Source organism: Cryobacterium levicorallinum, assembly GCF_004402405.1.
GTDB lineage: Bacteria > Actinomycetota > Actinomycetes > Actinomycetales > Microbacteriaceae > Cryobacterium > Cryobacterium levicorallinum.
Map to the genome: position 1 here is coordinate 64,839 of NZ_SOFE01000011.1, position 25,602 is coordinate 90,440.

The 25,602-nt window shown below is 66.4% G+C and carries 25 protein-coding genes; 17 read left to right on the plus strand and 8 right to left on the minus strand.

The window, feature by feature from the left end; translation table 11 throughout:
- The first annotated feature begins 112 nt into the window (after window positions 1–112).
- Genes arsB through E3O11_RS05680 form a run of 3 tightly spaced genes read left to right on the plus strand, consistent with a single transcriptional unit; the run spans window position 113 to window position 2,242 of the window.
- Window positions 113–1,180 (plus strand): ACR3 family arsenite efflux transporter, encoded by a 1,068-nt coding sequence (gene arsB, locus E3O11_RS05670; protein WP_198415561.1) that lies wholly within the window; start codon window positions 113–115, stop codon window positions 1,178–1,180.
- A gap of 16 nt (window positions 1,181–1,196) precedes the next feature.
- Window positions 1,197–1,601: an arsenate reductase ArsC gene (locus E3O11_RS05675; RefSeq protein WP_092448313.1), complete on the plus strand. Its 405-nt coding sequence runs from the start codon at window positions 1,197–1,199 to the stop codon at window positions 1,599–1,601.
- A 2-nt stretch (window positions 1,602–1,603) separates the two neighbouring features.
- On the plus strand, window positions 1,604–2,242 hold the full coding sequence (locus E3O11_RS05680; RefSeq protein ID WP_092448314.1) for an arsenate reductase ArsC: 639 nt from the start codon (window positions 1,604–1,606) through the stop codon (window positions 2,240–2,242).
- A 129-nt stretch (window positions 2,243–2,371) separates the two neighbouring features.
- On the opposite strand, the gene E3O11_RS05685 is transcribed toward E3O11_RS05680, so the two are convergent.
- From E3O11_RS05685 to E3O11_RS05705, 5 genes are all read right to left on the minus strand, one after another.
- Window positions 2,372–2,638, minus strand: a complete 267-nt coding sequence (locus E3O11_RS05685; RefSeq protein WP_092448315.1) for a metal-sensitive transcriptional regulator — start codon at window positions 2,636–2,638, stop codon at window positions 2,372–2,374.
- Window position 2,639: 1 nt separating this feature from the next.
- Window positions 2,640–2,942: a rhodanese-like domain-containing protein gene (locus E3O11_RS05690; protein ID WP_092448316.1), complete on the minus strand. Its 303-nt coding sequence runs from the start codon at window positions 2,940–2,942 to the stop codon at window positions 2,640–2,642.
- Window positions 2,939–4,591: an FAD-dependent oxidoreductase gene (locus E3O11_RS05695; protein ID WP_092448462.1), complete on the minus strand. Its 1,653-nt coding sequence runs from the start codon at window positions 4,589–4,591 to the stop codon at window positions 2,939–2,941. The genes E3O11_RS05690 and E3O11_RS05695 overlap by 4 nt, the downstream gene beginning before the upstream one ends.
- A gap of 199 nt (window positions 4,592–4,790) precedes the next feature.
- Window positions 4,791–6,980 (minus strand): heavy metal translocating P-type ATPase, encoded by a 2,190-nt coding sequence (locus E3O11_RS05700; RefSeq protein WP_241994660.1) that lies wholly within the window; start codon window positions 6,978–6,980, stop codon window positions 4,791–4,793.
- 38 nt (window positions 6,981–7,018) lie between these two features.
- Window positions 7,019–7,246, minus strand: a complete 228-nt coding sequence (locus tag E3O11_RS05705; RefSeq protein ID WP_092448318.1) for a heavy-metal-associated domain-containing protein — start codon at window positions 7,244–7,246, stop codon at window positions 7,019–7,021.
- 126 nt (window positions 7,247–7,372) lie between these two features.
- Here E3O11_RS05705 and E3O11_RS05710 point away from each other — a divergent pair, with 126 nt between their 5' ends.
- Together E3O11_RS05710 and E3O11_RS05715 are read left to right on the plus strand one after the other, a co-directional pair.
- The gene (locus E3O11_RS05710; RefSeq protein ID WP_092448319.1) at window positions 7,373–7,684 is read left to right on the plus strand and encodes a metal-sensitive transcriptional regulator; all 312 of its coding nucleotides are present in this window, start codon (window positions 7,373–7,375) and stop codon (window positions 7,682–7,684) included.
- 119 nt (window positions 7,685–7,803) lie between these two features.
- A complete protein-coding gene (locus E3O11_RS05715) occupies window positions 7,804–8,463 on the plus strand; it encodes a response regulator (protein WP_092448320.1) in 660 nt (219 codons plus the stop codon).
- Here the strand turns inward: E3O11_RS05715 and E3O11_RS05720 are convergent.
- Window positions 8,363–10,129: a GAF domain-containing sensor histidine kinase gene (locus tag E3O11_RS05720; protein WP_241994661.1), complete on the minus strand. Its 1,767-nt coding sequence runs from the start codon at window positions 10,127–10,129 to the stop codon at window positions 8,363–8,365. The two genes, E3O11_RS05715 and E3O11_RS05720, sit on opposite strands and share 101 nt — an antisense overlap.
- Before the next feature lie 66 nt (window positions 10,130–10,195).
- Window positions 10,196–11,050, minus strand: a complete 855-nt coding sequence (locus E3O11_RS05725; RefSeq protein WP_092448321.1) for a universal stress protein — start codon at window positions 11,048–11,050, stop codon at window positions 10,196–10,198.
- Window positions 11,051–11,263: 213 nt separating this feature from the next.
- On the opposite strand from E3O11_RS05725, the gene E3O11_RS05730 reads away from it, so the two are divergent.
- The 4 genes from E3O11_RS05730 to E3O11_RS05745 all read left to right on the plus strand — a co-directional run bounded on the left by E3O11_RS05730 (window position 11,264) and on the right by E3O11_RS05745 (window position 14,743).
- Window positions 11,264–12,319 (plus strand): zinc-dependent alcohol dehydrogenase family protein, encoded by a 1,056-nt coding sequence (locus E3O11_RS05730; RefSeq protein ID WP_092448322.1) that lies wholly within the window; start codon window positions 11,264–11,266, stop codon window positions 12,317–12,319.
- 22 nt (window positions 12,320–12,341) lie between these two features.
- Window positions 12,342–12,725: a flavodoxin family protein gene (locus tag E3O11_RS05735; protein ID WP_092448323.1), complete on the plus strand. Its 384-nt coding sequence runs from the start codon at window positions 12,342–12,344 to the stop codon at window positions 12,723–12,725.
- 110 nt (window positions 12,726–12,835) lie between these two features.
- A complete protein-coding gene (locus E3O11_RS05740; protein ID WP_092448324.1) occupies window positions 12,836–13,714 on the plus strand; it encodes a universal stress protein in 879 nt (292 codons plus the stop codon).
- A gap of 114 nt (window positions 13,715–13,828) precedes the next feature.
- A complete protein-coding gene (locus tag E3O11_RS05745) occupies window positions 13,829–14,743 on the plus strand; it encodes a hypothetical protein (protein ID WP_092448325.1) in 915 nt (304 codons plus the stop codon).
- Window positions 14,744–14,821: 78 nt separating this feature from the next.
- Here the strand turns inward: E3O11_RS05745 and E3O11_RS17540 are convergent, their stop codons facing one another.
- On the minus strand, window positions 14,822–15,679 hold the full coding sequence (locus E3O11_RS17540; protein ID WP_166787500.1) for an NUDIX hydrolase: 858 nt from the start codon (window positions 15,677–15,679) through the stop codon (window positions 14,822–14,824).
- A gap of 83 nt (window positions 15,680–15,762) precedes the next feature.
- Between E3O11_RS17540 and E3O11_RS05755 the strand changes: the two genes are divergently transcribed.
- From E3O11_RS05755 to E3O11_RS05790, 8 genes are all read left to right on the plus strand, one after another.
- Window positions 15,763–16,539 (plus strand): MBL fold metallo-hydrolase, encoded by a 777-nt coding sequence (locus tag E3O11_RS05755; RefSeq protein ID WP_092448326.1) that lies wholly within the window; start codon window positions 15,763–15,765, stop codon window positions 16,537–16,539.
- Window positions 16,540–16,740: 201 nt separating this feature from the next.
- Entirely contained in the window at window positions 16,741–17,022 is a 282-nt protein-coding gene (locus tag E3O11_RS05760; RefSeq protein ID WP_134478189.1) for a hypothetical protein, read from the plus strand.
- A gap of 277 nt (window positions 17,023–17,299) precedes the next feature.
- Window positions 17,300–18,262 carry a hypothetical protein gene (locus tag E3O11_RS05765; protein ID WP_092448328.1) on the plus strand — a complete coding sequence of 321 codons (963 nt, stop codon included), beginning with the start codon at window positions 17,300–17,302 and terminating at the stop codon, window positions 18,260–18,262.
- Window positions 18,263–19,843 (plus strand): efflux RND transporter periplasmic adaptor subunit, encoded by a 1,581-nt coding sequence (locus E3O11_RS05770; protein ID WP_241994662.1) that lies wholly within the window; start codon window positions 18,263–18,265, stop codon window positions 19,841–19,843.
- Entirely contained in the window at window positions 19,840–20,520 is a 681-nt protein-coding gene (locus E3O11_RS05775) for an ABC transporter ATP-binding protein (RefSeq protein ID WP_198415554.1), read from the plus strand. Before E3O11_RS05770 ends, E3O11_RS05775 begins: the two co-directional genes overlap by 4 nt.
- The gene (locus E3O11_RS05780; RefSeq protein WP_241994663.1) at window positions 20,517–22,007 is read left to right on the plus strand and encodes an ABC transporter permease; all 1,491 of its coding nucleotides are present in this window, start codon (window positions 20,517–20,519) and stop codon (window positions 22,005–22,007) included. The genes E3O11_RS05775 and E3O11_RS05780 overlap by 4 nt, the downstream gene beginning before the upstream one ends.
- A 118-nt stretch (window positions 22,008–22,125) precedes the next feature.
- Window positions 22,126–23,961 (plus strand): RNA-binding domain-containing protein, encoded by a 1,836-nt coding sequence (locus tag E3O11_RS05785; protein ID WP_092448330.1) that lies wholly within the window; start codon window positions 22,126–22,128, stop codon window positions 23,959–23,961.
- Between the two features lie 150 nt (window positions 23,962–24,111).
- Window positions 24,112–25,587, plus strand: a complete 1,476-nt coding sequence (locus E3O11_RS05790; RefSeq protein WP_092448331.1) for an MFS transporter — start codon at window positions 24,112–24,114, stop codon at window positions 25,585–25,587.
- Window positions 25,588–25,602 lie beyond the last annotated feature (15 nt).

Below are 25,602 nucleotides of genomic sequence, written 5' to 3' on the forward strand. Positions count from 1 at the left end.
TGTATTGATCTAGCGTGGACATCGACAACGATCAATGTTACCGCGAATCGCTGTCGTCAAGACTTGGAGATTCGTGAGCATTACGGCACCTGCCCCCACCCGACTCGGCGCGATGGACCGGCTGTTGCCGGTCTGGATCCTCGCCGCCATGGGCCTCGGCCTGCTGCTCGCCGTGTTCGTTCCGGCCGTCGGCGATCTGCTGCACGCGTTCACGATCGGCTCGATCAGCGTGCCGATCGCCATCGGGTTACTGATCATGATGTACCCGGTGCTCGCCAAGGTGCGTTACACGGATGCCCGTTCCGTCGCCTCCGACAAGCGCCTGCTGATCTCTTCTCTGCTGCTGAACTGGCTGGTCGGTCCAGCGCTCATGTTCGCCCTGGCCTGGATCTTTCTGCCCGACCTGCCCGAATACCGCACCGGACTGATCATCGTCGGCCTCGCCCGCTGCATCGCCATGGTGCTGATCTGGAACGACCTCGCCTGCGGCGACCGCGAAGCCGCGGCATTTCTCGTGGCCGTGAACTCGGTATTCCAGGTCGTCGCGTTCGGTGCCCTCGGCTGGTTTTACCTGCAGGTCCTGCCGGCCTGGCTCGGCCTGCCCACCACGAGCGCCGAGTTCTCGATCTGGGCGATCACCGCGAGCGTGCTGGTGTTCCTCGGAATTCCACTGCTGGCCGGGTATTTGTCTCGCCGCATCGGCGAGGCCCGCCGCGGCCGCGACTGGTACGAGGCTCGCTTTCTACCCCGGGTCGGCCCGTTCGCGCTCTGGGGACTGCTGTTCACGATCGTCATGCTGTTCGCCCTGCAGGGCCAGCAGGTCATCGACCACCCCGGCGACGTGGCCCGCATCGCACTGCCGATGCTGGTCTACTTCGCGATGATGTTCCTCGCCGGTTTCCTCACCGGGCGCCTGCTGCGCCTGAGCTACGAACGCACCACGACGCTGGCTTTCACCGCCGCCGGCAACAACTTCGAGCTTGCGATCGCCGTCGCGATCGGAACCTTCGGCGCCCTCAGCGGCCAGGCCCTCGCCGGCATCGTCGGCCCGCTGATCGAAGTGCCGGCGCTCGTCGCGCTCGTTTACGTCGCGCTCTGGCTGAAACCGCGACTCTTTCCCGAACGGATGCCGGCGGCCGACTCTGCGCCGGTCGCAGCATCCACTCGTACCCTCGTCTAACTGAAGGAACTTAGAAATGAAACCCTCCGTACTGTTTGTCTGCGTACACAACGCCGGACGCTCGCAGATGGCCGCTGGCTTTCTGACCGCACTGTCGCAGGGCCGCGTCGAGGTGCTCTCGGCCGGCTCGGAGCCGAAGGATCAGATCAACCCGGTCGCGATCGCCGCGATGGCCGAAGAGGGCATCGACATCGCCGGCAACGTGCCGAAGATCCTCACGACCGAGGCCGTCAAGCAGTCCGACGTCGTCATCACAATGGGCTGCGGCGACGCCTGCCCGATCTTTCCAGGCAAGCGTTACGAGGACTGGAAGCTGGACGATCCGGCCGGCCAGGGCATCGAAAGCGTGCGCCCCATTCGCGATGAGATCAAGGCGCGCATCGAGGCGCTGCTCGCCGAGATTCTGCCGATCGAGGCTTAGGCATGCTTCCCGGCCTGACCTACCCGGAAGAGTCGCTCAAGCGTCTCGCCGGTGAGCTCGCCGAGCAGTTTCACGGCATCTTCGCCGCCGAGACCGTCGAACGTTACGTGCTCGAGTCCTATACCGGGCTGCTGCGCACGTCGAGCGTGAAGGCTCATTTGACGACCCGCACGGCACGCTTTGCTCGCGAACGCCTGAATGCACTGGGCCAGGCCAAGGGTGCGATAGAGCGCCCGGTGCCCGAAGTTTTGTTCGTCTGCGAGCAGAATGCCGGCCGCTCGCAGATGGCCGCTGTGTTCACCAATTCCCTGTCGGGCGGTGCCGTGCACGTGCGTTCGGCCGGATCGATGCCCCTGCCCGAGCTGAACCCGACCATGGTCGCGGTCATGGCCGAACTCGGCCTGTCGCTCGACGAGTCATTTCCGAAGCCGCTCACCGACGACGTGGTGCAGGCGGCGGACGTCGTGATCACCATGGGCTGCGGCGATGCCTGCCCGATCTACCCTGGCAAACGCTACGTCGATTGGGAGCTCGTCGATCCGGCCGGCCAGCCGATCGAGGAGGTGCGGCGCATCCGCGACCAGATCCGGGCGAACGTCACGGAGATGCTGGCCGGTCTCGGAGTGACCCCCGCCATCTGAGTGCCGCGCTCTTTGCGGACTTGGCCCGGGCCCCGTCCCCGGGCCAAGTTTATAGACTGGGCCCGGAGTCAGAGAGTGGGCCCGGCGAGCGGATGCCGCGCCCCGCCGCCCGTGCCCCGCCCGCACGCCCTACGCGAGCGTCAGGAACAACTTCTCAAGCTCGGGGACCGTCAGCGAGTTCTCGCTGTCGGGGTTCGCGATGCAGTCGCGCATCGCGGTCGACACGATGACGAAGCCGGCCTTGTCGAGGGCACTCGACACGGCAGCCAGTTGGGTCACGACGTCGCGGCAATTGCCGCCGCCCTCGACCGCGGCGATGACGGCGGTCAGCTGCCCCTGCGCCCGGCGCAACCGGTTCAGGATCTTCTTCTGCTCGGCGGCGCGCACGTCGTCCATCTCAGGCCCCCTGCTCGGTCGCCAGACCGGCCTGCTGCCAGGCGGTGGTGCCGCCGGCAATGTTCACGGCGTCGTGGCCGTGCGCGGCCAGATACTCCGCCACCTGCGCGCTGCGTCCGCCGAGGGCGCAGATGACGTGCACCGGAAGATCCGCTGGAATCTCGCCGATTCGCCCGACGACCTCGCCCATCGGAATGTGGATCACGCCAGGAACGTGGGCGGCTTCGTACTCCCACGGTTCGCGCACGTCGATGACAACGGGTTCGGTGAGCGCGGACAGCTCGGTGACGGTGATTTCTTTCATGCGAGGGCTCTTTCCAAAATGGGTGAAGTGACGGTTCCGGCCAGCCAGGTGCGGTAGCCGCCGTCGAGGTTGCGCACGTCGAATCCGTGCTGGGTGAGAATGCGCGCGGCGGTGTGGCCGCGCTGACCGACCTGGCAGTGCACGATCAGCGGCACCGGCGGAAGGTCAGCGAGTCGGGCTCGCAACTCGTCGAGTGACACGTTGAGCGCGCCCGGAATGCTTCCGGCGGCAAATTCGCCCGCCGACCGCACGTCCACGAGCACAGCGCCGGCCGCGCGCGCCGCTTCCAGCTCGTGCCACTGCAGGTTCACGCTCGTTCCCTGCGCGAGATTGTCGGCGACATATCCAAGCTGGTTGATCGGGTCTTTTGCCGAGGCATACTGCGGCGCGTAGGCGAGTTCCAGACGCGTCAAAGCGGATGCCGTCAGCCCGGCCGCCATCGCGACCGCGAGTACGTCGATGCGCTTGTCCACCCCCGCACCGCCCACGATCTGCGCGCCGAGAATTGCATCGGTCGCGGCATCGATGAGCAGTTTGATCGACATCCCTTCCGCGCCCGGGAAGTAGCCGGCGTGGTTGGCGGGGTGCGTGTGTGCGATGCGGTGGGCGCGCCCAGCGGCGATCAGGTGCTTCTCGTTCCAGCCGACGGTGGCCACGGTGAGGCCGAAGATGGCGACGATTCCGGCGCCGACGGCCGGCTCAGCCTGCTCGGGCGTGCCGGCGATGCTGTCGGCGACGGAGCGGCCGTGGCGGTTCGCGAGGCCGGCCATGGTGACGAGCGTGCCGGAGCCGTCGACGGCATCCGTTTTCTCGACGCCGTCGCCGACCGCGAAGATGAGTGGATCGCTGGTGGCCTGGGTGCCGTCGACCCAGACGCCGCCGCTCTCGCCGATGCGCAGACCGGCCTGCTCGGCGAGGGTCACGTCGGGGCGCACGCCGCTCGCGTCGATCACGAGGTCGGCGGGTACGGCGGTGCCGTCACTGAGTGTGACGCTCTGCCCCGACGCTCCAGTGGCGACGGTACCCAGGCGCACGTCGACGCCGCGTTCGCGCAGTCGGTCAAGCACGGGCGCGGCCATTTCGGGGTCGAGGGGGGTGAAGATCTGGCTGCCGCGCTGCACGAGGGTCACCTGCACCCCGCGGTGCACGAGGTTTTCGATGGCTTCGAGGCCGATGAATCCGCCGCCGATGACCACAGCGGATGCCGTTTCGACGCCCGCGAGCACCGCGGTGATGTGGTCGACGTCATCGACCGTGCGCAGCGTATGGGTGGGAATGGTGCTGTCGGTCGCGCCGGAACGCGCCGAGGCGCCGGCGGCGAGCACGAGGCGGTCGTAGCTCTCGAGGCTTTCTTCGCCGGTGAGCAGATTGCGCACCGAAACGGTCTGTTCGACGCGGTCGATCTGCACGACCTCGGTGTCGATGCGCACGTCGAGCGCGAAACGACTTCCGAGAGATTCGGGGGTTTGCAGCAGCAGGTCACTGCGCTTACGGATGATTCCCCCGACGAAATACGGCAGGCCGCAGTTCGCGAACGAGACGTAGTGTCCGCGCTCGAACACGATGATCTCGGCGCTCTCGTCGAGCCTGCGCAACCTGGTAGCCGCCGACATTCCGCCGGCGACGCCGCCCACAATGATGATTTTCACGTTTGCCTCCATTCAAATTAAACCCTAGAGGGTATCCAGGGCACAAGCCTGCGGGCGCGGCGGCGGCATCCGCTCGCCCGGGCCCACCTTGCGGCAGCGGGCCCATGATCCATCATGGGCCCAGCGACCGGGCCCGGGCCCGGAAACAAGAAACCCGAAAGCCCGAACCCGGAAACACAGGAGGTCCGGAAGGAAATACTCAGGCGACCGGGAGCGCGCGGAAGCCGCGCAACCGCAGACTGTTGGTCACCACGAACACCGAGGACAGGGCCATCGCAGCGCCGGCGATCAGCGGATTCAGCAGCCCGGCCATCGCGAGCGGAATCGCCGCGACGTTGTAGGCAAAGGCCCAGAACAGGTTTGCCTTGATCGTCGTGAGGGTGCGCCGAGACAAGCGGATGGCATCCGCTGCGGCGAGCAGATCACTGCGCATGAGCGTGAGGTCACTCGCCTCGATCGCGACATCGGTGCCCGAGCCCATCGCAATGCCGAGGTCAGCGGTCGCCAGGGCGACGGCGTCATTCACGCCGTCACCGACCATCGCCACCACGTGCCCCTCCGCCTGCAACCGCGCAATTACCCGGGCCTTGTCGGCGGGCAGCACCCCGGCGGTCACGTCGGTGATGCCGACCGAGGCGGCGACATTCTGCGCCGCCGCGAGATTGTCGCCGGTGACCAGCATCGGCGTCAGCCCGAGCGCCCGAAAGCGCTCGACCGCCCCAGCGCTCGTCGGCTTCACGGTGTCGGCGACGGTCAGCACGCCGCGCACCTGGCCCTCCCAGGCCACCATGACGGCGGTCTTGCCGAGCCCCTCGGCGGTGCCCAGCACGGCCTGCAGCTCAATCGGCACCCTAAGCCCCCACCGCTCAACCAGCCACGCGGGCCGGCCGACCAGCACCAGGCGGCCGTCTACCTCGGCCTGCACCCCGAGCCCCTGCTCCGACAGAAACGCCGACGACGGCAACAAAGGGCCGAGCTTCGACACCGCGCCCGCCGTGATGGCGCGGGCGATCGGATGCTCCGACCCGCTTTCCGCCGCCCCCGCCAGAGCCAGCAACTCATCGACAGAGCCGCACTCGTGTGGCACAACGCTCGACAGCGTCATACGCCCGGTCGTGATCGTGCCGGTCTTATCGAGAACAATGGTGTCGACCCGGCGGGTGGATTCCAGAACCTGCGGCCCCTTGATCAGAATGCCCAGTTGCGCGCCGCGTCCGGTTCCCACGAGCAGCGCGGTCGGTGTGGCGAGCCCGAGGGCACACGGGCAGGCGATGATGAGCGTCGCGACGGCCGCGGTGAACGCCATCGTCGCGCCGGCGCCGACCAGCAGCCAGCCGGCCAGGGTCGCCAGGGCGAGCCCGATCACGATCGGCACGAACACGGCGGAGACCCGGTCCGCCAGACGCTGCACCTCGGCCTTGCCGGTCTGCGCCTGCTCCACCAGTCGGCCGATATGGGCCAGCTCGGTGTCAGCGCCGACCCGGACGGCCCGTACCACGAGGCGCCCGCCGGAATTCAGGGTTGCCCCCACAACGTTGTCGCCCGGTCCGACTTCGATCGGCACCGATTCGCCGGTGAGCAGGCTCGCGTCAATCGCACTCGAACCGTCCACGATCAGGCCGTCGGTCGCGATCTTCTCCCCCGGCCGCACCACAAACTCGTCGCCGACCACGAGCAGCGCGGTGCTGATCCGGCTCTCGATGCCATCCTTCAGCAGCGTGGTTTCCTTCGCGCCGAGTTCGAGCAGCGCCTGCAGCGCCGCCCCGGAGTTGCGTTTGGCCCGCGCCTCCGCGTAGCGCCCGGCCAGAATGAACACCGTGACAGCGGATGCCACCTCGAGATAGATCTCATCGGCACCACCTCCCGGGGTGGCCGAGAAGGTGAAGCTCATGGTCATGCCGGCCATCCCGGCCATGCCGAAGAACAGGGCATAGAGCGACCAGCCGAGGGCGGCGAGCACGCCGACGCTGACCAGGGTGTCCATGGTCGCGGCGCCATGGCGGGCGTTCACCCAGGCGGCGCGGTGGAACGGCCAGGCTCCCCAGATGGCGACCGGGGCGGCGAGGGTCAGGGCCAGCCATTGCCAGTTCGTGAACTGCAACACCGGAATCATCGACAGGGCGGCAACCGGCACGGTCAGCGCGGCCGAGACGAGCAGGCGCTGGCGCAGGGTGGCCAGCTCGGGGTCGCCGGTGTCCGCCACGGGGGCGGCTGCGGGCCGCACGGCCGTGTAGCCGGTGGCTTCAATCGTCTTGATGGCGTCGTCGACGCTCGTGCCGGCCGGCACGAAAACGCTAGCCTTTTCGGTGGCGTAATTGACCGTGGCGGCGACCCCGGGCATCCGGTTGAGCTTCTTCTCGATGCGGGCAGCGCACGAGGTGCAGGTCATCCCACCGACGAGGAGGTCTACCTGTTGACCATCCAACATCAGGCCGCGGACACCAGCTGGTAGCCCGCCTCCTCAACGGCTGCGGCAACCAGAGCACGGTCGAGCGGGGCGGCGCTCGTGACGGTCACCTGCGAGGTGCCACCCTTAACCAGTTCCACGGTGACGTTCTCAGCCCCTTCGAGAGCTGCAATCTCTTCGGTCACGCTCGCGACGCAGTGACCGCAGGTCATTCCGTCAACGCCGTAGGCGGTGGTCGTGCTGTTCATGGTCAGAACCTTTCTGTTTCCCCGCGAAGAGGTCTCATTCGAGCATACCCCTTGGGGGTACTCAGAGCACTACTATACCCCGAGGGGGTACACTGGGACACTAACGACGACGCAGAGGATATCCGTATGAACGAGTCAGAGTCGACCCACGACAGGCCGCACGGCTACATCTCCAACAAGGATGCCTACCTCAAGCGTCTGCGCCGCATCGAAGGTCAGGCCCGCGGGCTGCAGGGAATGGTCACCGACGACAAGTACTGCATCGATATCCTCACCCAGATCTCCGCCATGACGAGCGCCCTCGAATCGGTCGCACTCGGCTTGCTCGACGATCACCTGAATCACTGCGTGCTGCACGCCGCTGTCGCTGGCGGCGCCGAAGCCGAGGCCAAGCTCCGCGAGGCTTCCGCCGCCATCGCACGTCTGGTCCGTTCCTAAAGGACCGGACCTTTGGCCCTAGTCCCCGGGTGCAGCCCGGCGCGACACTTAACAGTCAGCAATACGCACCGGCCAGCATCCGTGCCGACAGCATCCGTGCCGATTGAAGAGGGACCCCCATGAACAGCAATGCCGCCACGGCCGCTCCCGTACGGGTCTTCATTCTCGACGATCACGAGCTGGTTCGGCGCGGACTGCGCGAGCTGCTCGAGGGCGAAGGATTCGAGGTCGTGGCCGACTGCGGCCTGGCCGCCGAGGCAACCCCGCTCATTCTCGAGCTGCGTCCCGACGTGGCCATTCTCGATGCCCGCCTGCCCGACGGCACCGGCATCGAGGTCTGCCGGGACGTGCGTTCGGTCGACGAAGCCCAGCAGTGCCTCATTCTCACCAGTTACGACGACGAGCAGGCGCTGCGCGGTGCGGTTCTGGCTGGCGCGGCCGGCTATCTGCTCAAGGAGATTCGCAGCACCGACCTGCTCGGCAAGATTCGGCGCGCGGCGGCGGGCGAATCCCTCTTCGACCCGGCGATCAAGGCGGGCATCATCGCCGGCCTGGCCGACCCCCAGGATGCCCGGCTCGCCACGCTCACCGCGCAGGAGCGCAAGGTGCTCGACCTCATCGGCGCGGGGCTGACCAATCGCGAAATCGGCCAGACCATGTTTTTGGCGGAGAAGACCGTCAAGAACTACGTGTCGTCGATGCTCGCGAAGCTGGACTTTCAGCGCCGAACCCAGGCTGCCGTGTTCGTTGCGAAACGTGGAGACGAACACCGACTGTAATTTCCGGCACCGGCACAGACCAGCGCAGCCGGGTTCCCTCGCCGAGGGTGCTGCGCACCGAGAATTTACCGTCGAGCAGCGCCGCGCGTTCCTTGAGGTTGTCCAGGCCGCTGCGCCGCGCCGGCTTACTGAAACCGATGCCGTTGTCGGCGATGACGAGCTTGATCCGCTCGTCCTGGGCGTCCACCGAAATGTCAATGCTGGTCGCCTGCGCGTGGCGAGCAGCATTGCTCAGCCCCTCCGAGATCACAGCGAGCAGGCTGCCGCTGAGGTCATCGGCGAGCGGTCCGTCAATCGGCCCGGATAGGCGGATGCGCGGTGCGAACGGCAGACCCTGCGCGCCCTCCTTGATCACGGCGAGAATGCGACTGCTCAGCGTGCCGGTGTCCTGAGCCATTCCGCGCAGGGAATAGATCGTGTCACGCAGTTCACGAATGGTCTCATCGAGTTCGGTCGTCACCGCGTTGATGCGGTCCAGCGCAACCGGATCGTTCGTGAACCGGCGCAGGCTCTGCATGCTCAGCCCGGCGGCGAACAGCCGCTGAATGACGAGGTCGTGCAGGTCGCGCGCGATCCGGTCGCGGTCGCCGAGCACCGCCTGCTCCTCGCGCATCCGGTGCACCGTGGCCAGCTCGAGCGCGAGCGATACCTGGGTGCCGAACACCGCGCTCATCTCCACATCGGTGAGGCTATAGGCAGCGGATGCCGGTGCTCGCGACAGCAGAATCACGCCCTGCCCGTCGCCGGCCGGCCCCAGTGCGGCCACCAGTGTGGGACCCAGGAGCGACCACTGCGCCGCGGAGGCCGGGCACGCTACATCCTGTCTCAGAATAGGCGGATTGCCGAGGGCTGAGGACGCACCGGTGTCGTGCAGTTCGTCGAGCGTGCCGGGGCGCAGCAGTACCGTGCCGCCGACCAGGCGGGCGGCGACTTCGGCCGAGGCGTCCACGCCGGCAGCGGCCGCACAGTACAGGCTGTCGTCGGTGGGAAACCCGATCACGGCCAGCTCGGCACCGGAAGCGACGAGGACGCGCTGCGCCACCAGATCGAGGCCGTTGTTCTCGTCACCGTCGTCCGGGCGCAGCAGGTCGCGGCCCATCGCCGCGACCGCCTCCAACCAGCGGCTGCGGCGGCGGGCCTCGTCGTAGAGACGGGCGTTCTCGATCGTCACGCCGGCGGCCGCGGCGAGCGCGACGGCCAGTTCCTGATCTTCGTCGGTGAAGTCGCCGCCGCCTTCTTTTTCGGTGAGGTAGAGATTGCCGAACACCGTGTCGCGCACCCGAACCGGAACGCCGAGGAACGACTTCATCGGCGGGTGATGGGCCGGAAACCCGAAGGAGTCGGCGTGCTCGTGCAGATCGTGCAGCCGGATCGGGCGCGGTTCGCGAATGAGCAGACCGAGGACGCCGTGGCCGGTCGGCAGCGCCCCGATCCGGTGAACGGTTTCCTCATCGAAACCGACGGTGACGAAGTGGCTCAGGACGGGACCGCTGCCGATCACTCCGAGGGCACCGTACCGGGCCTGCACGAGCTGGCAGGCCGCGGTCACCACACGCTCGAGCACCGCTTCGAGGCTGAGGTCCTCAGCAACCGACACGACGGCGTCGAGCAGGCCACGCATGCGGTCCTGGGTGAGCGCCAATTCGGCGATACTCTGATCCGACACCGTGTTCCCCCCCACCCAGTCAGCGATCTGTGCTCTCACCTTGGCACGGTTTGGTGGGAGGTGACCTTACTTGTGGGTTGTTCTCGTCACAATCGTCGGGCAGCTGATGTGCAGTAGCACCTCGTGGCTGACCGATCCCATCAGCAGACGGGTCAGCGACCCGCGGCCGCGGCTACCTACGACGAGTAATTGGGCGCGCACGGCGGCGGACACCAACGCCCGGGCGGGCGATTCGTCGGTCTCGAGAACCTGGTGAACCACGAGGTCGGGGTATCGAGCGCTGAGGCCGGCGACGGCCTCGGCAAGCACAATGCGTTCCTCTTCCATGCGCTCGGTCACGGCGTCTGCCGGGATGCTGCGCAACACGCGACGGTTCGGCAGGTGCACCGCGTACAGGGCGTAGAGCTCTTGGCCAGTGCGGTCGGCCTCGGCGGCGGCGAACGCGACGGCCGCCACGGAATCGGCTGAGCCATCCACGCCGACGTACACGCCCGAGCGCTCAATTTCGGGCAGCGAGGGGATGACGGCGACGGGGCAGGTGGAGAGCGCGGCAATCTGCAGGCTCACGCTGCCGAACAGTTCGCCCTGGACCCGGCCCTTTCGATCAGTGCCGACCACGATGAGCTCGGCTTCCTTGGACAACTCGCTGAGTACGCGCGGCGCGCTGCCGGTTCGCAACTCGGTGTGGGTGGTGACGGTGGGGGCCAGGGCCGCGGCGCGAGCGCCGGCGTCGGTGAGCAGCTTCTTCTCGGCGTCGAGAATGGAATCGTAGTAGCCGTAGCCATCGGCCAGCCAGGTTTCGTACACGGTGTGCATGAGGGTCACCGGGCTCTTCACGTTCTCGGCTCGCTGCATGGCCCACGCGAGGGCGGTCTCGCCGGCGGCAGAATCATCAATGCCAACCACAATCATCCGGTTCATTGCTCTACCTCTTCTGATAGCTCAGGTCACAGCGATGCAGTGCACCACCTACGCCTCATCCTCCCAGTGCGCGCAGAATAATAGAAGGGCCGGAAGTCCCGATTAGGTGGGTTTTTCCCAAGGGGACTTTCGGCCCTGTTGGGCGCAGGAGCTCCAGAAGTACCGTGGCTCTGACGGGTCGTTTGCCCGCCCACGAACCAAAGGAGATACCCCGTGAAGGCACTCGTCTATGGCGGCCCCGGCCTGAAGAGCTGGACCGACGTTCCGGATCCGACGCTGCACAGCCCGACCGATGCGATCGTGCGCGTGGACACCACCACCATCTGCGGCACCGACCTGCACATTCTCAAGGGAGACGTTCCCGCCGTCACGGTCGGCCGCATCCTCGGCCATGAGGGCGTCGGCACAATCACCGAGGTCGGTTCAGCCGTCAGCAACCTGAAGGTCGGCGACCGGGTCATTATCTCCTGCATCAAGAGCTGCGGCCACTGCAGCAACTGCAGCAACGGGCTCTACTCGCACTGCCTCGGCGATGAGGGTGCCTCCGGTATCGGCTGGGTCTTCGGCCACCTCATCGACGGCACCCAGGCCGAGTTCGTGCGCGTTCCCTACGCCGACAATTCCCTGCACAAGCTGCCGGAAGGCGTCAGCGACGACCAGGGCGTTATGCTCAGCGACATCCTGCCGACCGGTTTCGAGATCGGCGTGCAGTACGGCCGGGTCAAGCCCGGCGATGTCGTCGCCGTGATCGGTGCCGGCCCGGTCGGCCTCGCCGCCATCGCGACCGCGGGCCTGTACGGCGCCGCGACCATCATCGCGATCGACCTCGACGAGAACCGCCTCGAGCGGGCCCGCAACTTCGGCGCGACGGACACGGTCGTTTCCGGTGCCGCCGACTGGAAGGAGCAGGTTCTGGCTCTCACCGACGGCGCCGGCGTCGACGTGGCCATCGAGGCCGTCGGCATTCCGCAGACCTTCACCATGGCCACCGAAATCGTGCGCCCGGGCGGCAACGTCGCCAACGTCGGCGTGCACGGAAAGCCGGTCGACCTGCACCTGGAGAACCTCTGGATTCAGAACATCAACATCAGCATGGGGCTGGTCAACGCCAACACCACGAAGATGCTGCTCAAGCTCGTCGCGAGCAAAAAGCTGCCGGCGGAGAAACTGGCCACGCACCACTTCAACTTCGACCAGTTCCTCGAGGCCTACGACACCTTTGCTCGCGCCGCCGAAACCAAGGCCCTCAAGGTCGTAATCACCCGCTAACAACGTTTCCCCGGGAGGTTTCATGCGCGCCCTGATCGTCTACGAATCGATGTACGGCAACACCCGTCTCGTCGCGGAGGCGATCGGGCGTGGCCTGGCCCCGGCCGAGGTCATTCTCGTTCCGGCCGTCCGGAACACCGTGGTGGACCTCAGCCAGGTCGACCTGCTCCCGGTCGGCGGCCCGACCCACCTACACGGCCTGAGCCGGCCAAGCACCCGACAGGGCGCGATCGATGCCGCCGTCACGCCCCAGCGCACCCTCCATCTTGAAGCGGATGCCGCCGGCAGAGGCGTGCAGGAATGGTTCGACTCCCTGCCCGATCTGGCTGCGCCCCAATCGCGGTGTGTCCCGAAATCTACCGGCGTTGCGTACCGTGCTGAGCGGATGTCGTCGCTAATCTCGTGACTTTCGGCCCTACTTGGGGATGATCGCCGTGGCTAACCTGAAAAGTAGAAGTCGGCGACGGTCACCCGAGCATTCACTCGCGGCCCAGCACCGCAGAAAGGGTTGGGCTCATGACTGACACGCTCACTACCGCCAAGATGGTGGTTGCCTGGGACGGAACGGAGCCGGCCCGAGCGGCCCTGAACTGGTCGCTGGCCCGTGCAACCGGCGGGGACCTCACGCTGGTGCAGGTGCTCGATCGCACGGTGTCGTCGGCGGACTATTTCGCGTTGGAGTCCACGACAGCACGCGCCCGCGAGGTACTCTGCGATGATGCGGAGCGGGTCAGCGCGAAGTATCCGGCGCTGACGGTGCACTCCGAATTGCTCTCCGGAGACCCGATCTCCGAACTGCGCGCGCTGAGCGGAACGGACACCCTCGTCGTCGTCGGAACCCACCGTGGCCGCGGGTCGACCCTGCGCTACGAATGGTCGATGGGGGCACGCCTGGCCGGTTCGGCCAACGGCCCCGTCGCGATCATTCCGGAGGGCGACAGCGCTGTGCCGTTCAACACCGGGCACACCGGCATTGTGGTCGGCGTCGACGGTTCGGCTGCTTCCAACGCCGCCATCGAATTCGCGGCGGCCGAAGCCGAGCGTTCCGGCGAAGACCTCATCGCGATCCATGCCTGGCAGGAACCGCTGGTCTGGCGCGACACGACCGAACCTGACGCCCGGTTTCTGGAGGCCCTGGAGACCTCGCACCGGCGCATCCTGGACGAGTCGCTGCGTATCGTCGCCGCCCGCTACCCGATGGTGCGCATCCGTCCGTCGCTGGTGCGCGGCCCGGCCCAGTCGGTGCTGCTCGACGCAGCCCGCGGGGCTGCGCTGCTGGTCGTCGGCGACCACGGCTTCACAGGCCTGTCGAAATTGCTGCTCGGCTCCGTGAGTCACTCGATCGTGCTGAACATCCAGTCGCCCATGGTGGTCATCCCGGCCCCGACGGCCTGACCCGCACTGGGCAGCGCCTCGCGGCACTCGTTCGAGACGCTGGCACCCCTGGGAACGAGTGCCCGCTTCCGTCATGAGTGCCTCGAGCTGGCCGCCCGCGGTTAGGGTTTTGGTATGAGCACATTTGCGCTGCCCCCTCGCCGACTGCGCATTTTGGCGACCGGCGTAACTCTGCTGGGGCTGCTGGTGACCCTGGTCACCTCTCCGACGCCACCGGTTACCGCAGCCCCGCTGTCGACCGCGGTGACGGAACCCGCTCCGTTCGACCCCGGCCTCATCATCAGCGACTACAACTTCTTCAACCCGGATGCCCTCACCGAGAGCGAGATCCAGGATTTTCTCGAAGACCGCTCCTGCGCCCCGAGTGACGGCGTGCCGTGCCTCTGGGAGTACCGCGAGACGACGACCAGCCAACCGGCCAAGGGCGCCGGGCACTGCCTGCCCTATACCGGCGGCGCGAACGAGACCGCCGCCCGCATTATCGCGAAGATCGCGGCGGCCTGCACGATCAGCCCCGAGGTGCTGCTGGTGCTGCTGCAAAAAGAGCAGTCCCTGCTGACCCGGCCGAGCGAATCGGGCTACCTGCGCGCCACCGGCTACGGCTGCCCGGACACCGCCGACTGCGACGCCCAGTACTTCGGATTCTTCAACCAGGTCTACAACGCGGCCTGGCAGTTTCGGCAGTACACCCAGGAACCCGACCGGGCCTTCAAGATCGGCACGGTCGACGTGGGTTTCAACCCCAACGCCGAGTGCGGTTCAACCCCAGTCGCCATCGAAAACCAGGCCACGGCTAACCTGTACAACTACACGCCTTACCAGCCCAACCCGGTGGCCGTGCAAAACGCTGGTGACGAGGGCGATGCCTGCTCGACCTACGGCAACCTCAATTTCTGGCTGTTCTTCAGTGACTGGTTTGGTGAATCCACGTTCGAACCCTTCTCACTCATGTTCGACGAGTGCTTGAACTTCGTCGGCGGCCAGAACTGCCGCGTGCCGTCGCTGATCCCCGTCGGCCCGGCCGCCTGACCCGGGCGCCTTACCCGGGCGTCCGAGCGTTCCGTTCAGCAAGCGCTAAATCGAGCAGCCAGACGAGCGGCTGAGGCGTTACGCCCGATCGCTCGCCGTGTACACCCACGGGACCTGGCCGATCTCCAGCCGATGCCGGCCCCCTTCCTGCTCGATGTGGGCCTGGTCGTCGTAGGCCACATCGCCCGCCCAGAACAGCACTTGCCCACGCTCGCTCGCTCCGAGTCGGGTCTCGTAGTGCGCCAACCCACGCCCGGTGAAATGCGCCACGATCGCGGCCACCGACTCGAACCCCTGCAGCCCGTGCAGCGTCACCCAGGTCGGTGCCACGAGCGTCATCACAGCGGATGCGTGCCGCTCCAGCGCGATCGCGGGTCGAAGCCAGGCGTAGTCGATGACCTCATCTTCGGCGAGCACAATGATACCGGCCGGTGCCGCCGTGAGGTAAAACCAGGTGCGCATGCGCTTCGGCGCGATCGGGGGCGGAATCCACAGCGCGGTCGAGACGAGCGCATCCGGCGACACCTCGAGCCCGGTCTCCTCCCGCACCTCGCGCACGGCGGCCCGGCGGGCGGCGAGCTGTTCGACGGCCTCGGCTGCCGCCGGGGCGATAGGGTCGTCCGAGTCAGCAGAATCACCAGCATCCGCGCCGACGATCATAGCCTCGGTACCCTCGGCGGCGGTCGCTCCGCTGCCACCCGACGCCGCGACATCCGCGGCATCCGTTAGTAATCGGTCCTCCGGATCAACGCCACCACCGGGAAACACCCAGGCACCGGCAAACGACCCGCGATGGCGCGGACGTTCGAGCAGCAACACCTCGGGCCCCTCGGCACCGTCACGCAGCAACACCACCGTCGCGGCCACCCCGAGAGGCGCAGCCGGGCTCGCACCATCCCCGATCGGAACCGGGCCGGTCTGTGCATCTCGCGTCATCGCGTCGTCCTCATCGATCGGGTTCCCCCACCCTAACGCCGACCCCCGGCATCGGCACCGACACCGACACTAAGCTGCGAGCTATGCCCGACCACGACGCACAACCGCAGCGCACGAGCCCATTCACCCGCAGCCTGCTCGCTCCGAACGCGGGGCCGATGACCCTCGACGGCACCAATTCGTACATCATTGCCGCGCCCGGCACGACCGACATCGTCGTGGTTGACCCCGGTCCCCTCGACGATGGCCACCTCGCTGCCCTCGCCGCGACTGGGCGGGTCACACTAGTGCTCGTGACCCATCGGCACGCCGACCACACAGCCGCGAGCGCACGGTTCGCCGAACTGACCGGAGTCCCGGTGCGGGCGTTCGATCCGGCGTATTGCCTGGGCGGCGACCCCCTCGCCGACGGTGAACTGATCGACGCTGGCGGCACCAGCATCCACATCGTGCACACCCCCGGGCACACCGACGATTCCGTCTGCCTGCACCTGCCGGACGACGGCCCGACCGGCTCGGTGCTCACCGGCGACACCATTCTCGGCCGCGGAACCTCCATCATCGACGGCACCCTCGCCGACTACCTCGCCTCACTCGAACGTCTGCGCGCGCTCGGCCCGGCCATTGTGCTGCCGGCCCACGGCCCGGTGCTGCCCAACCTCGCCGCCAGCTGCGACACCTACCTCGCCCACCGGCGCGAGCGTCTCGACCAGGTGCGTGCCGCCCTGCGAGAGCTTGGCGACGATGCGAGCACGGCTCAGGTCACCGACGTGGTCTACGCCCAAACGGATGCCGCGGTGAGGTTCGCCGCCGAGGCATCCGTTCGCGCGCAGCTGGCCTACCTGCGCGGCAGCAGCTGACCCGCAAAGCTACTTGCCGGGCTTCTTTTTCTCCAGGTGGCTGGCCCTCAGGGCGCGGGCTCTTGCCGCGGCGGTATCCGCTTCAGCGCTGAACCGTGCGTTCCGCATGCCTGAGCTTGCCGCTCGGGCAACCTTGTTGCTCTGTTTGGGATTTTGGGCCATGGTGCTGTTTCCAATCACGTGTAACCGGGAGGCGACTCCTTGCTGCCCACCATATCCGCCCGAAGCATGCCGCGGCTGTGTGGCGCACGCGCCGGGATCGACGAGTCGAGTTTCGGCCCGGCAGCAGAAGAGGCCCGCACGCGCAAAACTGAGGCCATGGCCGCAAACAAGACGCAATCGACCGTATCCTCCGTCGAGGATTTCCTCGACGCGGTAACGCCCGCCCGCCGCCACGACGACGGCAAGACCCTCGACGTGCTGCGCCGGCTCATTGCCATCGCGTGGACCCGCGGCGATGACCCGGCGGCCCCCGCGGGGTAGCTCCCAAACGCTCGAGGTCGGCTGCGCCCGAAAACCCACGTTGCGCAAACGGATGCCGCCGCACCCGCCCGCACCGCAGCATCCGTTCGCCCGCAGCTGGCCCAGCCTGCACTCCGTACGCCGCTCGCCATCCCTTCCCTGACTTTGCGTACAAAACAGACCGAGCGGTATGGTTCTTGTACTGCTGCAAAGCGGCGTTCACCCCCAATCGGCCACAGCAATGCGGTACCTTATGGGGAAACGGGCATCGTCGCCATCGTATTAAAAGGGGAAATTCATGCGCCAACGCTCGCTGCTCACGGCCATCGCCGCTACTACACTGCTCTCATTGACGCTCGCTGGGTGCAGCTCTGACCAGGCGGGAGCCAAGCTCGACCCGGCCGAGAGCCCGCTGACCAAGTACATGTCGGTGATGAACGAGGGCTACGACGAAGACTTCATGTTGGCGCAGCAGAACGAGCAGGAAGAACTGACTGCGACCTGCATGGCTGACGAGGGCTTCGACTACGTTCCGGTCGACAACTCGCAGTACAGCGGCATGATGAGCGCCGACGACGGCGAAGAATATGGCACCGAGAAGTGGGTCGCCGAAAACGGTTACGGCATGAGTCAATCGCCAGAGCAGATCGCCGAGCAGCAGGAGCAGAGCCAAGAGTTCGTCGACCCGAACCAGGACTACGTCACGAGCCTCTCCGAGGGCGAGCAAGCCGCGTACTACGAGGTGCTCTATGGCGCGCCGCCCACCGAGGAAGAGATGGGCGAGGACGGTTCTTACGAGTACAACTGGGAGACGTCGGGCTGCCAAGGTTTCGCCAGTCACGAGATCAACGGCGACCAGCCCTCACAGGACGAACATGCAGCCCTCTATGAAGCGATGAGCGCCATGTACGAAGCAGCCCAGTCCTCCCCCACGCTCGTGAAGCTCGATTCCGAGTGGGCAGCGTGCATGGCCGACGCCGGCTATGCAACCTTCACCAAGAAGGCGGACGCGCAGGAGTCGATTTCGACCGCGCAGAGTGAGCTCTACGAAAACCAAACCGGCGCCGGCCCCGATGAGACGGTGCTCGCCGAGATGCGGGACAAGGAACTCGCCGTCGCCATGGCCGACTTCACCTGCGCCGAAAAGATTGACTACACCGACGCCTCGATGAGTGTGCAGTATGACCTCGAAGAGCAGTTCATCATTGATCACAAGTCCGAGCTGGACGCGCTCATCGCAGACACCGAGCAAGGCAAGTAGGTGTCGCGCCGGTTCGGTCGACGAACGAGTGCGCCCGACGAGTTGGCGCCCGCCGCCGAATCGGTCGCGCCGAAACCCCACTCGCGCAGCCAGGGCTGGCGCCGCCTGTTCGTCGGCAACCGGGTGATCTGGGTCATGGCCACCGTCGCCATCGTCGCTCTCGTGGCCGGCCTCGGACTCGGCCAGCTGATCGTCTCGCCCGGGCAGGCGGCAGCGGATGCCGATGCTCCCGCCGCCGGACTCATCACCGTTCCCATAGAAAACCGCACGCTCGCCAACGACGTCACCATGCGCGGCGACGCGACCTACGCCGACTCAGTCGAAGTGAGCATCGAAACCGGCGAACTCGCCGGGCCGCCCATCGTCACCGGGCAGGTGCCCGAGGTCGCCGCAATCTTCGACACCGCGTCGATCGCGCTCGAGGTCACCGGCCGCCCGGTGATCGTGTTGCCGGGCGACCTGCCGGTCTACCGCACCCTGCGGGTCGGAGTGTCCGGCCCCGACGTGCTGCAGCTCAAGCAGGGTTTGAGCGTGGCCGGAATCGATGCCGGTGCGCTGGACTCCGACGTGTTCGACGCCCAGACCGCGAGCGCGGTCACCGCGCTCTACGCCAAGGTCGGCTACCCGGCCCCCACCGGCGGCTCCGAGGTCGCCGGCGCGGTGAGCGGCGCCGAAGCCGGCGTCTCGAGCGCGCAGGCATCCGTTGACAGCGCCAATAACGCACTCGCCACCGCTCAGGGCGCGGCGTCCAACGTCGACGTGGTCGAGCAGGGCAACCTTGTGCGCAGCGCCGAGCGGGCGCTCGCTTCTGCCCGGGCCGACGGCACCCCTAATGAGATAGCGGATGCCGCCGAGGCCGTCACCCTTGCCGTCGCGCGCCGAGTCCAGGCCCTAGCCCCGCGGGACTCGAGCGCGGAGACGGCCGCCGTTACCGCGGCCAAGGCCGAGCTGACCCGCGCCGGGGAGACCCTGAGCGACGCGCGCGACGGTGCGCTGGCCTACCTGCCCGCCGGCGAAGTGCTCTACCTGCCGGGACTGCCCCGCCGGGTCGACGAGATCAGCGTGAAACGCGGATCGAGCATCACCGGACCGGTCATGCGGGTTTCGGGCGCGACCCTGGTCATCTCCGGATCGGCGACCGCCAGCGACGCCGCCCTGCTTGAAGTCGGGGCCCCGGCCATTCTCGCCATGCCCGACGGCGACCAGGGCGCCACGATCACCTCGATCCTGCCAGCCGAACCGGCCAGCGGTGCAGCAACAAGTAGTGCACCAGCTAGCGGCCGCTTCACCGTATTGTTCGCCCCCGACGCGCTCACCGACGAGCAGATCCAGGCCGTGCAGGGCAGTAACGTGCGCGTGCGCATCCCGGTCAGTTCGACCGAGGGCGAGGTGCTCGCCGTTCCGCTCGCCGCGCTCACCGCCGGTCCCGGCGGCGAATCCCGGGTCGAATTCGACCCCGGCGAGGGCGCGGAAACCGTGCTGGTCGAGGTCACCACCGGGCTCGCCGCCGAAGGATTCGTCGAGATCACCGCCGTCGACGGCTCGCTGGCGGTCGGGGACCTCGTCGTGGTGGGCCGGTGATCGCGGCCCCGGTCGTCGAACTGGTCAACGTCACGAGGTCGTTTCCCGGCCCGCCCGAGGTGCAGGCGCTCAAATCGGTCAACCTGCGGGTTGAACGCGGCGACTACCTGTCGATCGTCGGACCAAGCGGATCCGGCAAGTCCACCATGCTCAACCTGCTCGGCCTGCTCGACCGGCCGAGCGTCGGCGAGTACCACCTCGACGGCACCTCTACCAGCCTGCTCGACGAAAAGCAGCGCGCCATCGTGCGCGGCGGCACCATCGGCTTCGTCTTTCAGGCCTTCCACCTGCTGCCACACCGCACCGTGCTCGACAACGTACTGCTCGCCACCCTGTACAGCGGAGTTCCGCGCGGCGAGCGCGAAGACCGGGCCCGAGCAGCCCTCGACCGGGTGGGCCTCAATCATCGCCTCAACTTTCTGCCCGGCACCCTCTCCGGCGGCGAGCGCCAGCGGGTCGCCGTCGCGCGCGCCGTGGTCGCGTCGCCCGAGCTGCTGCTCGCCGACGAACCCACCGGAAACCTCGACGAAACCACCGGCAGCGAGGTGATGGACCTGTTCGAAGAGCTGCACGCCGACGGCCTCACCCTCATCGTCATCACCCACGACCAAGCTGTCAGCGATCGGGCCGGCCGCCGCGTGCGCATCACCGACGGTCGCTTGAGCGAGCTGTCATGACGTTCTCCTTTAAGCGGATGCTGCGCCGCCGTTCCGCAGGCACCGCCGCGGTCGACGAGGCGGTGCCTGCGCCCCGCGGTGGCTCTGACTCGCTGAACGACGATGCCGCTGAGCTGACGGCCTCAGCGCCCAGAGCCGTCGCAATGCCAGCCGGTGCAGAATCGGCCGCCACTGAATCCTCCGCCGCAGCATCCGCTCACCCAGCCACCACCGACAAACAGGTCGCCGCACTCTCCGGCCCACCCAACATCGTGCCGGTTATTCGCCGGACCGACCGGTTCTCGGTGCAGGACCTGCTGGTCGAGGCAAGCTACGGCGTCGGCGCCCGGCCCAGCCGGCTCGTCATGACCACCCTCGGTACCGTGCTCGGCATCGCCTCCTTCGTGGTCACCATCGGATTCGCGCAGACCGCCGCCGGGCAGATCTCCAACCAGTTCGACGCGGTCTCGGCGACCCAGATCATGATCGAGCCGGCCTCGACCCGCAATTCGAGCGGCACCGAACAAGCGACCGGCCGGCTCCCCTGGGATGCCCCGGAGCGGGTCGATCGGCTGGCCGGGGTAGAACGCGCGGGTCTCGTGGCGGATGTCGATGTTGCCGGCCAGGCCGTGACATCCGTTCCGGTCAATGATCCTTCGGCCGCGCAAACACTGAGCCCCGCCGTCATCGCCGCCTCATCTGGACTGCTCGCCGCGGTGCGCGGGCAGGTCGTCACCGGACGCTTCTTCGACGCCGGCCACGACGAGCGCGGCGACCGGGTGGCCGTGCTCGGGGAGCGGGCCGCCGAAACGCTCGGCGTCAACCGGGTCGACAGCCAGCCGTCGATCTTCATCGGCGAGGTGTCGTACACCGTCATCGGCATCATCGACGGCGTCGAACGTCGTGCCAACCTGCTCGACGCCGTCATCGTGCCGCTGAACACTGCCCGCGTGCAGTTCGGCCTGACCGCCCCGGCCGAACTGCACGTGCAAATTCAGGTCGGTGCCGGCACTCTGGTATCGCGACAGGCGCCGATCGCACTGGACCCGAGCGCTCCGGAGAATTTCACGGTGCAGGCGCCCGCCGCGGCGTCATCGCTGCAGGACAACATTCAGGCCGACATCAACATCGTCTTTCTCACCCTCGGCATTCTTGCGCTGCTCGCCGGCGGCCTCGGCATCGCTAACGTCACCCTGCTCTCGGTAATGGAGCGGGTCGGCGAGATCGGCCTGCGCCGGGCGCTCGGCGCGACCGGGCACGACATTGCCCGGCAGTTCATCGTAGAGTCGGCCGTGATCGGCCTGCTCGGCGGGTTGATCGGCTCGGCCCTCGGGGTCTTCGCGGTCGTCGCCGTCTCATTGCTGCAGGGCTGGACCCCGATTCTCGACCCGTTCGTCGCGATCGGGGCCGCCCTGCTCGGAACGGTCGTCGGCCTCGCCGCGGGCGCCTATCCCGCCGTGCGCGCCTCCAACATCGAGCCGATTACTGCCCTCCGCGGTGGCACCTGATCCGCGGCTACGACTCACCCGCCGCGCAGGCTGAGGGCCATAGGCGGCACCTCACAAATGATTCGAGTATGACACGAGATACCTAGTGCGGTCGTATCATACCTGTTATCATTTGGCTATGACAGTACGCGAGGAAGCTGAGTCAGCATTGGCCGAGATTGGGGACGGCTGGGACGCTGATTCGCTCGGGGGCACAAGGCTTGACTTCAAGCAGACCCCACCGAGCGGTGACCGACTGGCTCCCGAAAAATTCCTCAAGGACCTCGCCGAATCCGTCGTCTGTTTCGCCAATGCGCAAAATGGCGGCATTCTCATCATCGGCGTGAAGGATAAAGCAGCGACGCGATCTGAAGCAATAGTCGGAGTCGACACCACAAAATGGCTCATCAATGACATCGTCAACAACATGCACGCCCGCACAAGCCCGTCGATCACGGTTCACCCCCACACACTAATTGTGGACGGCAAGAGCATCCTGGTGCTGGGCGTCCCGGACGGGAGCGACGTCTACAGCACAACGGAGGGCGTCTACAAGATCCGCCTCAACGACCGCTGCGTCGCCCTCGAAGGCGAGCAGCTCCGTGGCCTCAGAGCCATTCGACAAGGGCGCGACTGGTCCGCCGAACCAGCAAGCATAGAGTGGAGTCAACTGTCCCGGGCAGCCATCGAGAGAGGCGCCCAGCTCCTCTCACTGAATGGCAATGACGAGTTAGCGTCAATCGCCCTCTCAGACTTCCCCGCCTTCGCCAAGGCGACCGAACTCGCGACTGCGAACGGGGGACCGAATCGTGCCGCAGTGCTGCTTTACGGAAATCCCGAGGCCCTGAAGACAATCTTTCGATGGGGAGTCAGCGTGCAATCGCGCCCCAGTTTGGGAGGCGACCCCCGAATTCTGATGCGACGAGACGACACGTCTTTGCCGTTAGTGCTACTGCTCGACCAACTCCTCACGACTGTTGGCTCACTTGCGCGCAGCCAGTTTATTCGTGTCGGCGCCGAACAAATCGAACTCGTCGACTACCCGAGAGACGCACTTCGCGAGGTTATTGCCAATGCCTTCGCGCACCGAGACTGGGAGGCCACTGGCGTCGTCGAGATCATCCACAGCCCCGAGGAGCTGGTCGTCACGAGCCCAGGCGGCCTCCTGCCATCCCTCCGCGTCGACCGCCTCTTGCATGATGCCGCGTCACCACGAAACCCCAAACTAGCCGGGCACATGGCCAGGCTTCGATTGGCAGAAATGAGCGGACTCGGTTTCGACCGGATTTTCCGATCCGTCGCCCTCCTGGGTAAAGAGCCACCCGCCTTCGAAGACGGGCCTCGGTTCCGAGTGGCGCTCATTGGCGGCGCCGGTGATGAGGCTTTCGCGCGATTTCTGAGAAGCTCCGCAATGCCAGACGCCCTCGCAACTGATGTCGACGTACTCACTGTTCTAACCGCGCTGAGGCACAACCGGTCAGTGAACGCTGACACAGTTTCGACAAGGCTCCAGCGAAACCCGAATGACACGCAGAGAATCCTAATCCGGATGCATACTGCCGAGCTCATCCAACCCACGAAGAGCACAACGCGACGGGCGCACCCGAACTACCTACTCTCATCGCGCACGATCGCTGGTCTGCGTTCGGCACTGACGTACCGCACAGATAGCATCGACGCCGACGATGAAAAACTCCTCCGCCACCTCAAACGTCACGATCGCATTTCGAACGAGGACGTCCGCAACTATCTTGACTGCGATGTCGTCACCGCACGGAATCGGCTGACACGCCTGAGGACTCGAAAGCTCATCGATTTTGCCCCAGATAGCCCTCGCCGCGGCCCAATGGTCGTCTACGTAGCCACGGGGCTCAACGCGACTACGGCGGCGAAGCCCACCACCGCTGCTCCAACCGCCGAGGACTCGACCCCCCGGCCAGGCGGCCCCGTGGGTGAACCCAACACCCTGTTCTGACAGGCCGAGAAGGACAAAGTTCGCGGCAGAGTGGCCCTCAAAATACCGCCCAGAATTCGGTAACCTTCGTCACGGTCAGGCCCCGACAGGGTGCTGTCACGCGCCCCAGACGATGCCGGCTCCGCACCCCGGCTTTAGAGTGAGTGGAACATGCCGAATACACCCCATCCGAGTTCCGAACATGCCGACCGGCTGAAGCGGCAAGCCTTCTGGGTCTGCGTCGGAGTTGCATCGCTCACCATTCTCGACCTGTCCAAGATCAATGTTGGCCTGCCCGCCATCGAACAGTCGCTCGGCGGCGGTACCACCGAACTCCAGCTGATCGTCGCTGGTTACGCCCTCGCTTTCGGGCTTGCGCTGGTACCGTCCGGTCGGCTGGGCGACATTCATTCCCGGCGACTCATGTTCATCGTGGGTCTCAGTTCATTTACGGTCGCGAGCATCCTGTGCGCGATCGCGCCCACGATCGAGTTCCTGATAGTAGCGCGCATCGTGCAGGGAATTGCTGCGGGAATCCAGATGCCGCAGGTACTCGGGCTGATCCAGCAGCTCTACCAGGGCGCGGCACGAGGGCACGCATTCGGCTTGTTTGGCGCGGTCATTGGAATTTCGACGGCCTTCGGGCCGACGCTGGGTGGCCTCCTGATCGCCGTGGGCGGCCCAGAGAACGGATGGCGTCTGTCGTTTTGGATGAACGTGCCGTTGAGCCTGCTGGCACTCTTTTTCGCGATGCGCGTGCTTCCGAAACGTCAGAGTCATGCGCGGGAGCAGACCGGACTGGACCTGGTCGGCATCCTCTTGCTCGGAATTGCCACCCTCGGCCTCATGCTCCCGTTCGTGCTGACGACCGGTTCGCCAACGGATGACCACAACCGCTGGTTCTGGCTCATTGTCTTCGGCCTGTCCGGTGCCGCATTCTTCTGGTGGGAACGGCGATACCAGCAGATCGGCAAGTCACCCGTTATAGATTTCTCGCTCTTTCGCACGGCGTCCTATCGCAACGGGATACTGATTTCGACGGCATATTTTGCGGCGATTCCACCGTACTTTCTGCTGGTCACCCTCTTTTTGCAGCAGGGCCTCGGGCTGGAACCCGTCTTCGCCGGAATGGTCAGCATCTCATTTGCTCTCGCCTCCGCCGTTACGTCGTGGATCGGCGGTCGCCTGGTATTTCGCTGGGGCCGCCAGCTCGTCGCCGCCGGCCTGGTCACGGTCATGATCGGCTTTGTGCTCGTTCTGCTTGCTGGACTGTTCGCCTCGGTGAACCTCGCTCCGTGGCTCATCGCCGCAGCCATGACTATGACCGGCGCCGGCGGTGGCCTCGTCATTTCGCCGAATCAGACGCTCACCCTGAGCGACGTTCCGGTCACTCAGGGCGGTGTCGCCGGGTCGATGGCCCAGGTCGGTCAGCGAGTGGGAACCGCGATCGGAGTCGCGGCCATAATCTCGACCTTCTACGCGATGTTGTACGCGGAGGCGAGCCAGCCTGATCGCGTGCAGGTGTTTCGTGACGGCTTCTTCAGCGGCATCCTGGTCGCGTTGGCACTCATCGCCGTTGCCCTGGCCTTCGCCTTGGTCGATTTGTTCGGAGGCCGAACTGAAAAATCCACCGTACCGAACGCCTGAAGTCCTGCTCGTCGC

Bases quoted from the DNA above. Each gene is read 5' to 3' on its own strand.
- arsB (WP_198415561.1), top strand. From the start codon at position 113: ATGGACCGGCTGTTGCCGGTCTGGATCCTCGCCGCCATGGGCCTCGGC.
- E3O11_RS05675 (WP_092448313.1), top strand. From the start codon at position 1,197: ATGAAACCCTCCGTACTGTTTGTCTGCGTACACAACGCCGGACGCTCG.
- E3O11_RS05680 (WP_092448314.1), top strand. From the start codon at position 1,604: ATGCTTCCCGGCCTGACCTACCCGGAAGAGTCGCTCAAGCGTCTCGCC.
- E3O11_RS05685 (WP_092448315.1), bottom strand. From the start codon at position 2,638: ATGGACGACGTGCGCGCCGCCGAGCAGAAGAAGATCCTGAACCGGTTG.
- E3O11_RS05690 (WP_092448316.1), bottom strand. From the start codon at position 2,942: ATGAAAGAAATCACCGTCACCGAGCTGTCCGCGCTCACCGAACCCGTT.
- E3O11_RS05700 (WP_241994660.1), bottom strand. From the start codon at position 6,980: ATGACCTGCACCTCGTGCGCTGCCCGCATCGAGAAGAAGCTCAACCGG.
- E3O11_RS05705 (WP_092448318.1), bottom strand. From the start codon at position 7,246: ATGAACAGCACGACCACCGCCTACGGCGTTGACGGAATGACCTGCGGT.
- E3O11_RS05710 (WP_092448319.1), top strand. From the start codon at position 7,373: ATGAACGAGTCAGAGTCGACCCACGACAGGCCGCACGGCTACATCTCC.
- E3O11_RS05715 (WP_092448320.1), top strand. From the start codon at position 7,804: ATGAACAGCAATGCCGCCACGGCCGCTCCCGTACGGGTCTTCATTCTC.
- E3O11_RS05725 (WP_092448321.1), bottom strand. From the start codon at position 11,050: ATGAACCGGATGATTGTGGTTGGCATTGATGATTCTGCCGCCGGCGAG.
- E3O11_RS05735 (WP_092448323.1), top strand. From the start codon at position 12,342: ATGCGCGCCCTGATCGTCTACGAATCGATGTACGGCAACACCCGTCTC.
- E3O11_RS05740 (WP_092448324.1), top strand. From the start codon at position 12,836: ATGACTGACACGCTCACTACCGCCAAGATGGTGGTTGCCTGGGACGGA.
- E3O11_RS05745 (WP_092448325.1), top strand. From the start codon at position 13,829: ATGAGCACATTTGCGCTGCCCCCTCGCCGACTGCGCATTTTGGCGACC.
- E3O11_RS17540 (WP_166787500.1), bottom strand. From the start codon at position 15,679: ATGACGCGAGATGCACAGACCGGCCCGGTTCCGATCGGGGATGGTGCG.
- E3O11_RS05755 (WP_092448326.1), top strand. From the start codon at position 15,763: ATGCCCGACCACGACGCACAACCGCAGCGCACGAGCCCATTCACCCGC.
- E3O11_RS05765 (WP_092448328.1), top strand. From the start codon at position 17,300: ATGCGCCAACGCTCGCTGCTCACGGCCATCGCCGCTACTACACTGCTC.
- E3O11_RS05780 (WP_241994663.1), top strand. From the start codon at position 20,517: ATGACGTTCTCCTTTAAGCGGATGCTGCGCCGCCGTTCCGCAGGCACC.
- E3O11_RS05785 (WP_092448330.1), top strand. From the start codon at position 22,126: ATGACAGTACGCGAGGAAGCTGAGTCAGCATTGGCCGAGATTGGGGAC.
- E3O11_RS05790 (WP_092448331.1), top strand. From the start codon at position 24,112: ATGCCGAATACACCCCATCCGAGTTCCGAACATGCCGACCGGCTGAAG.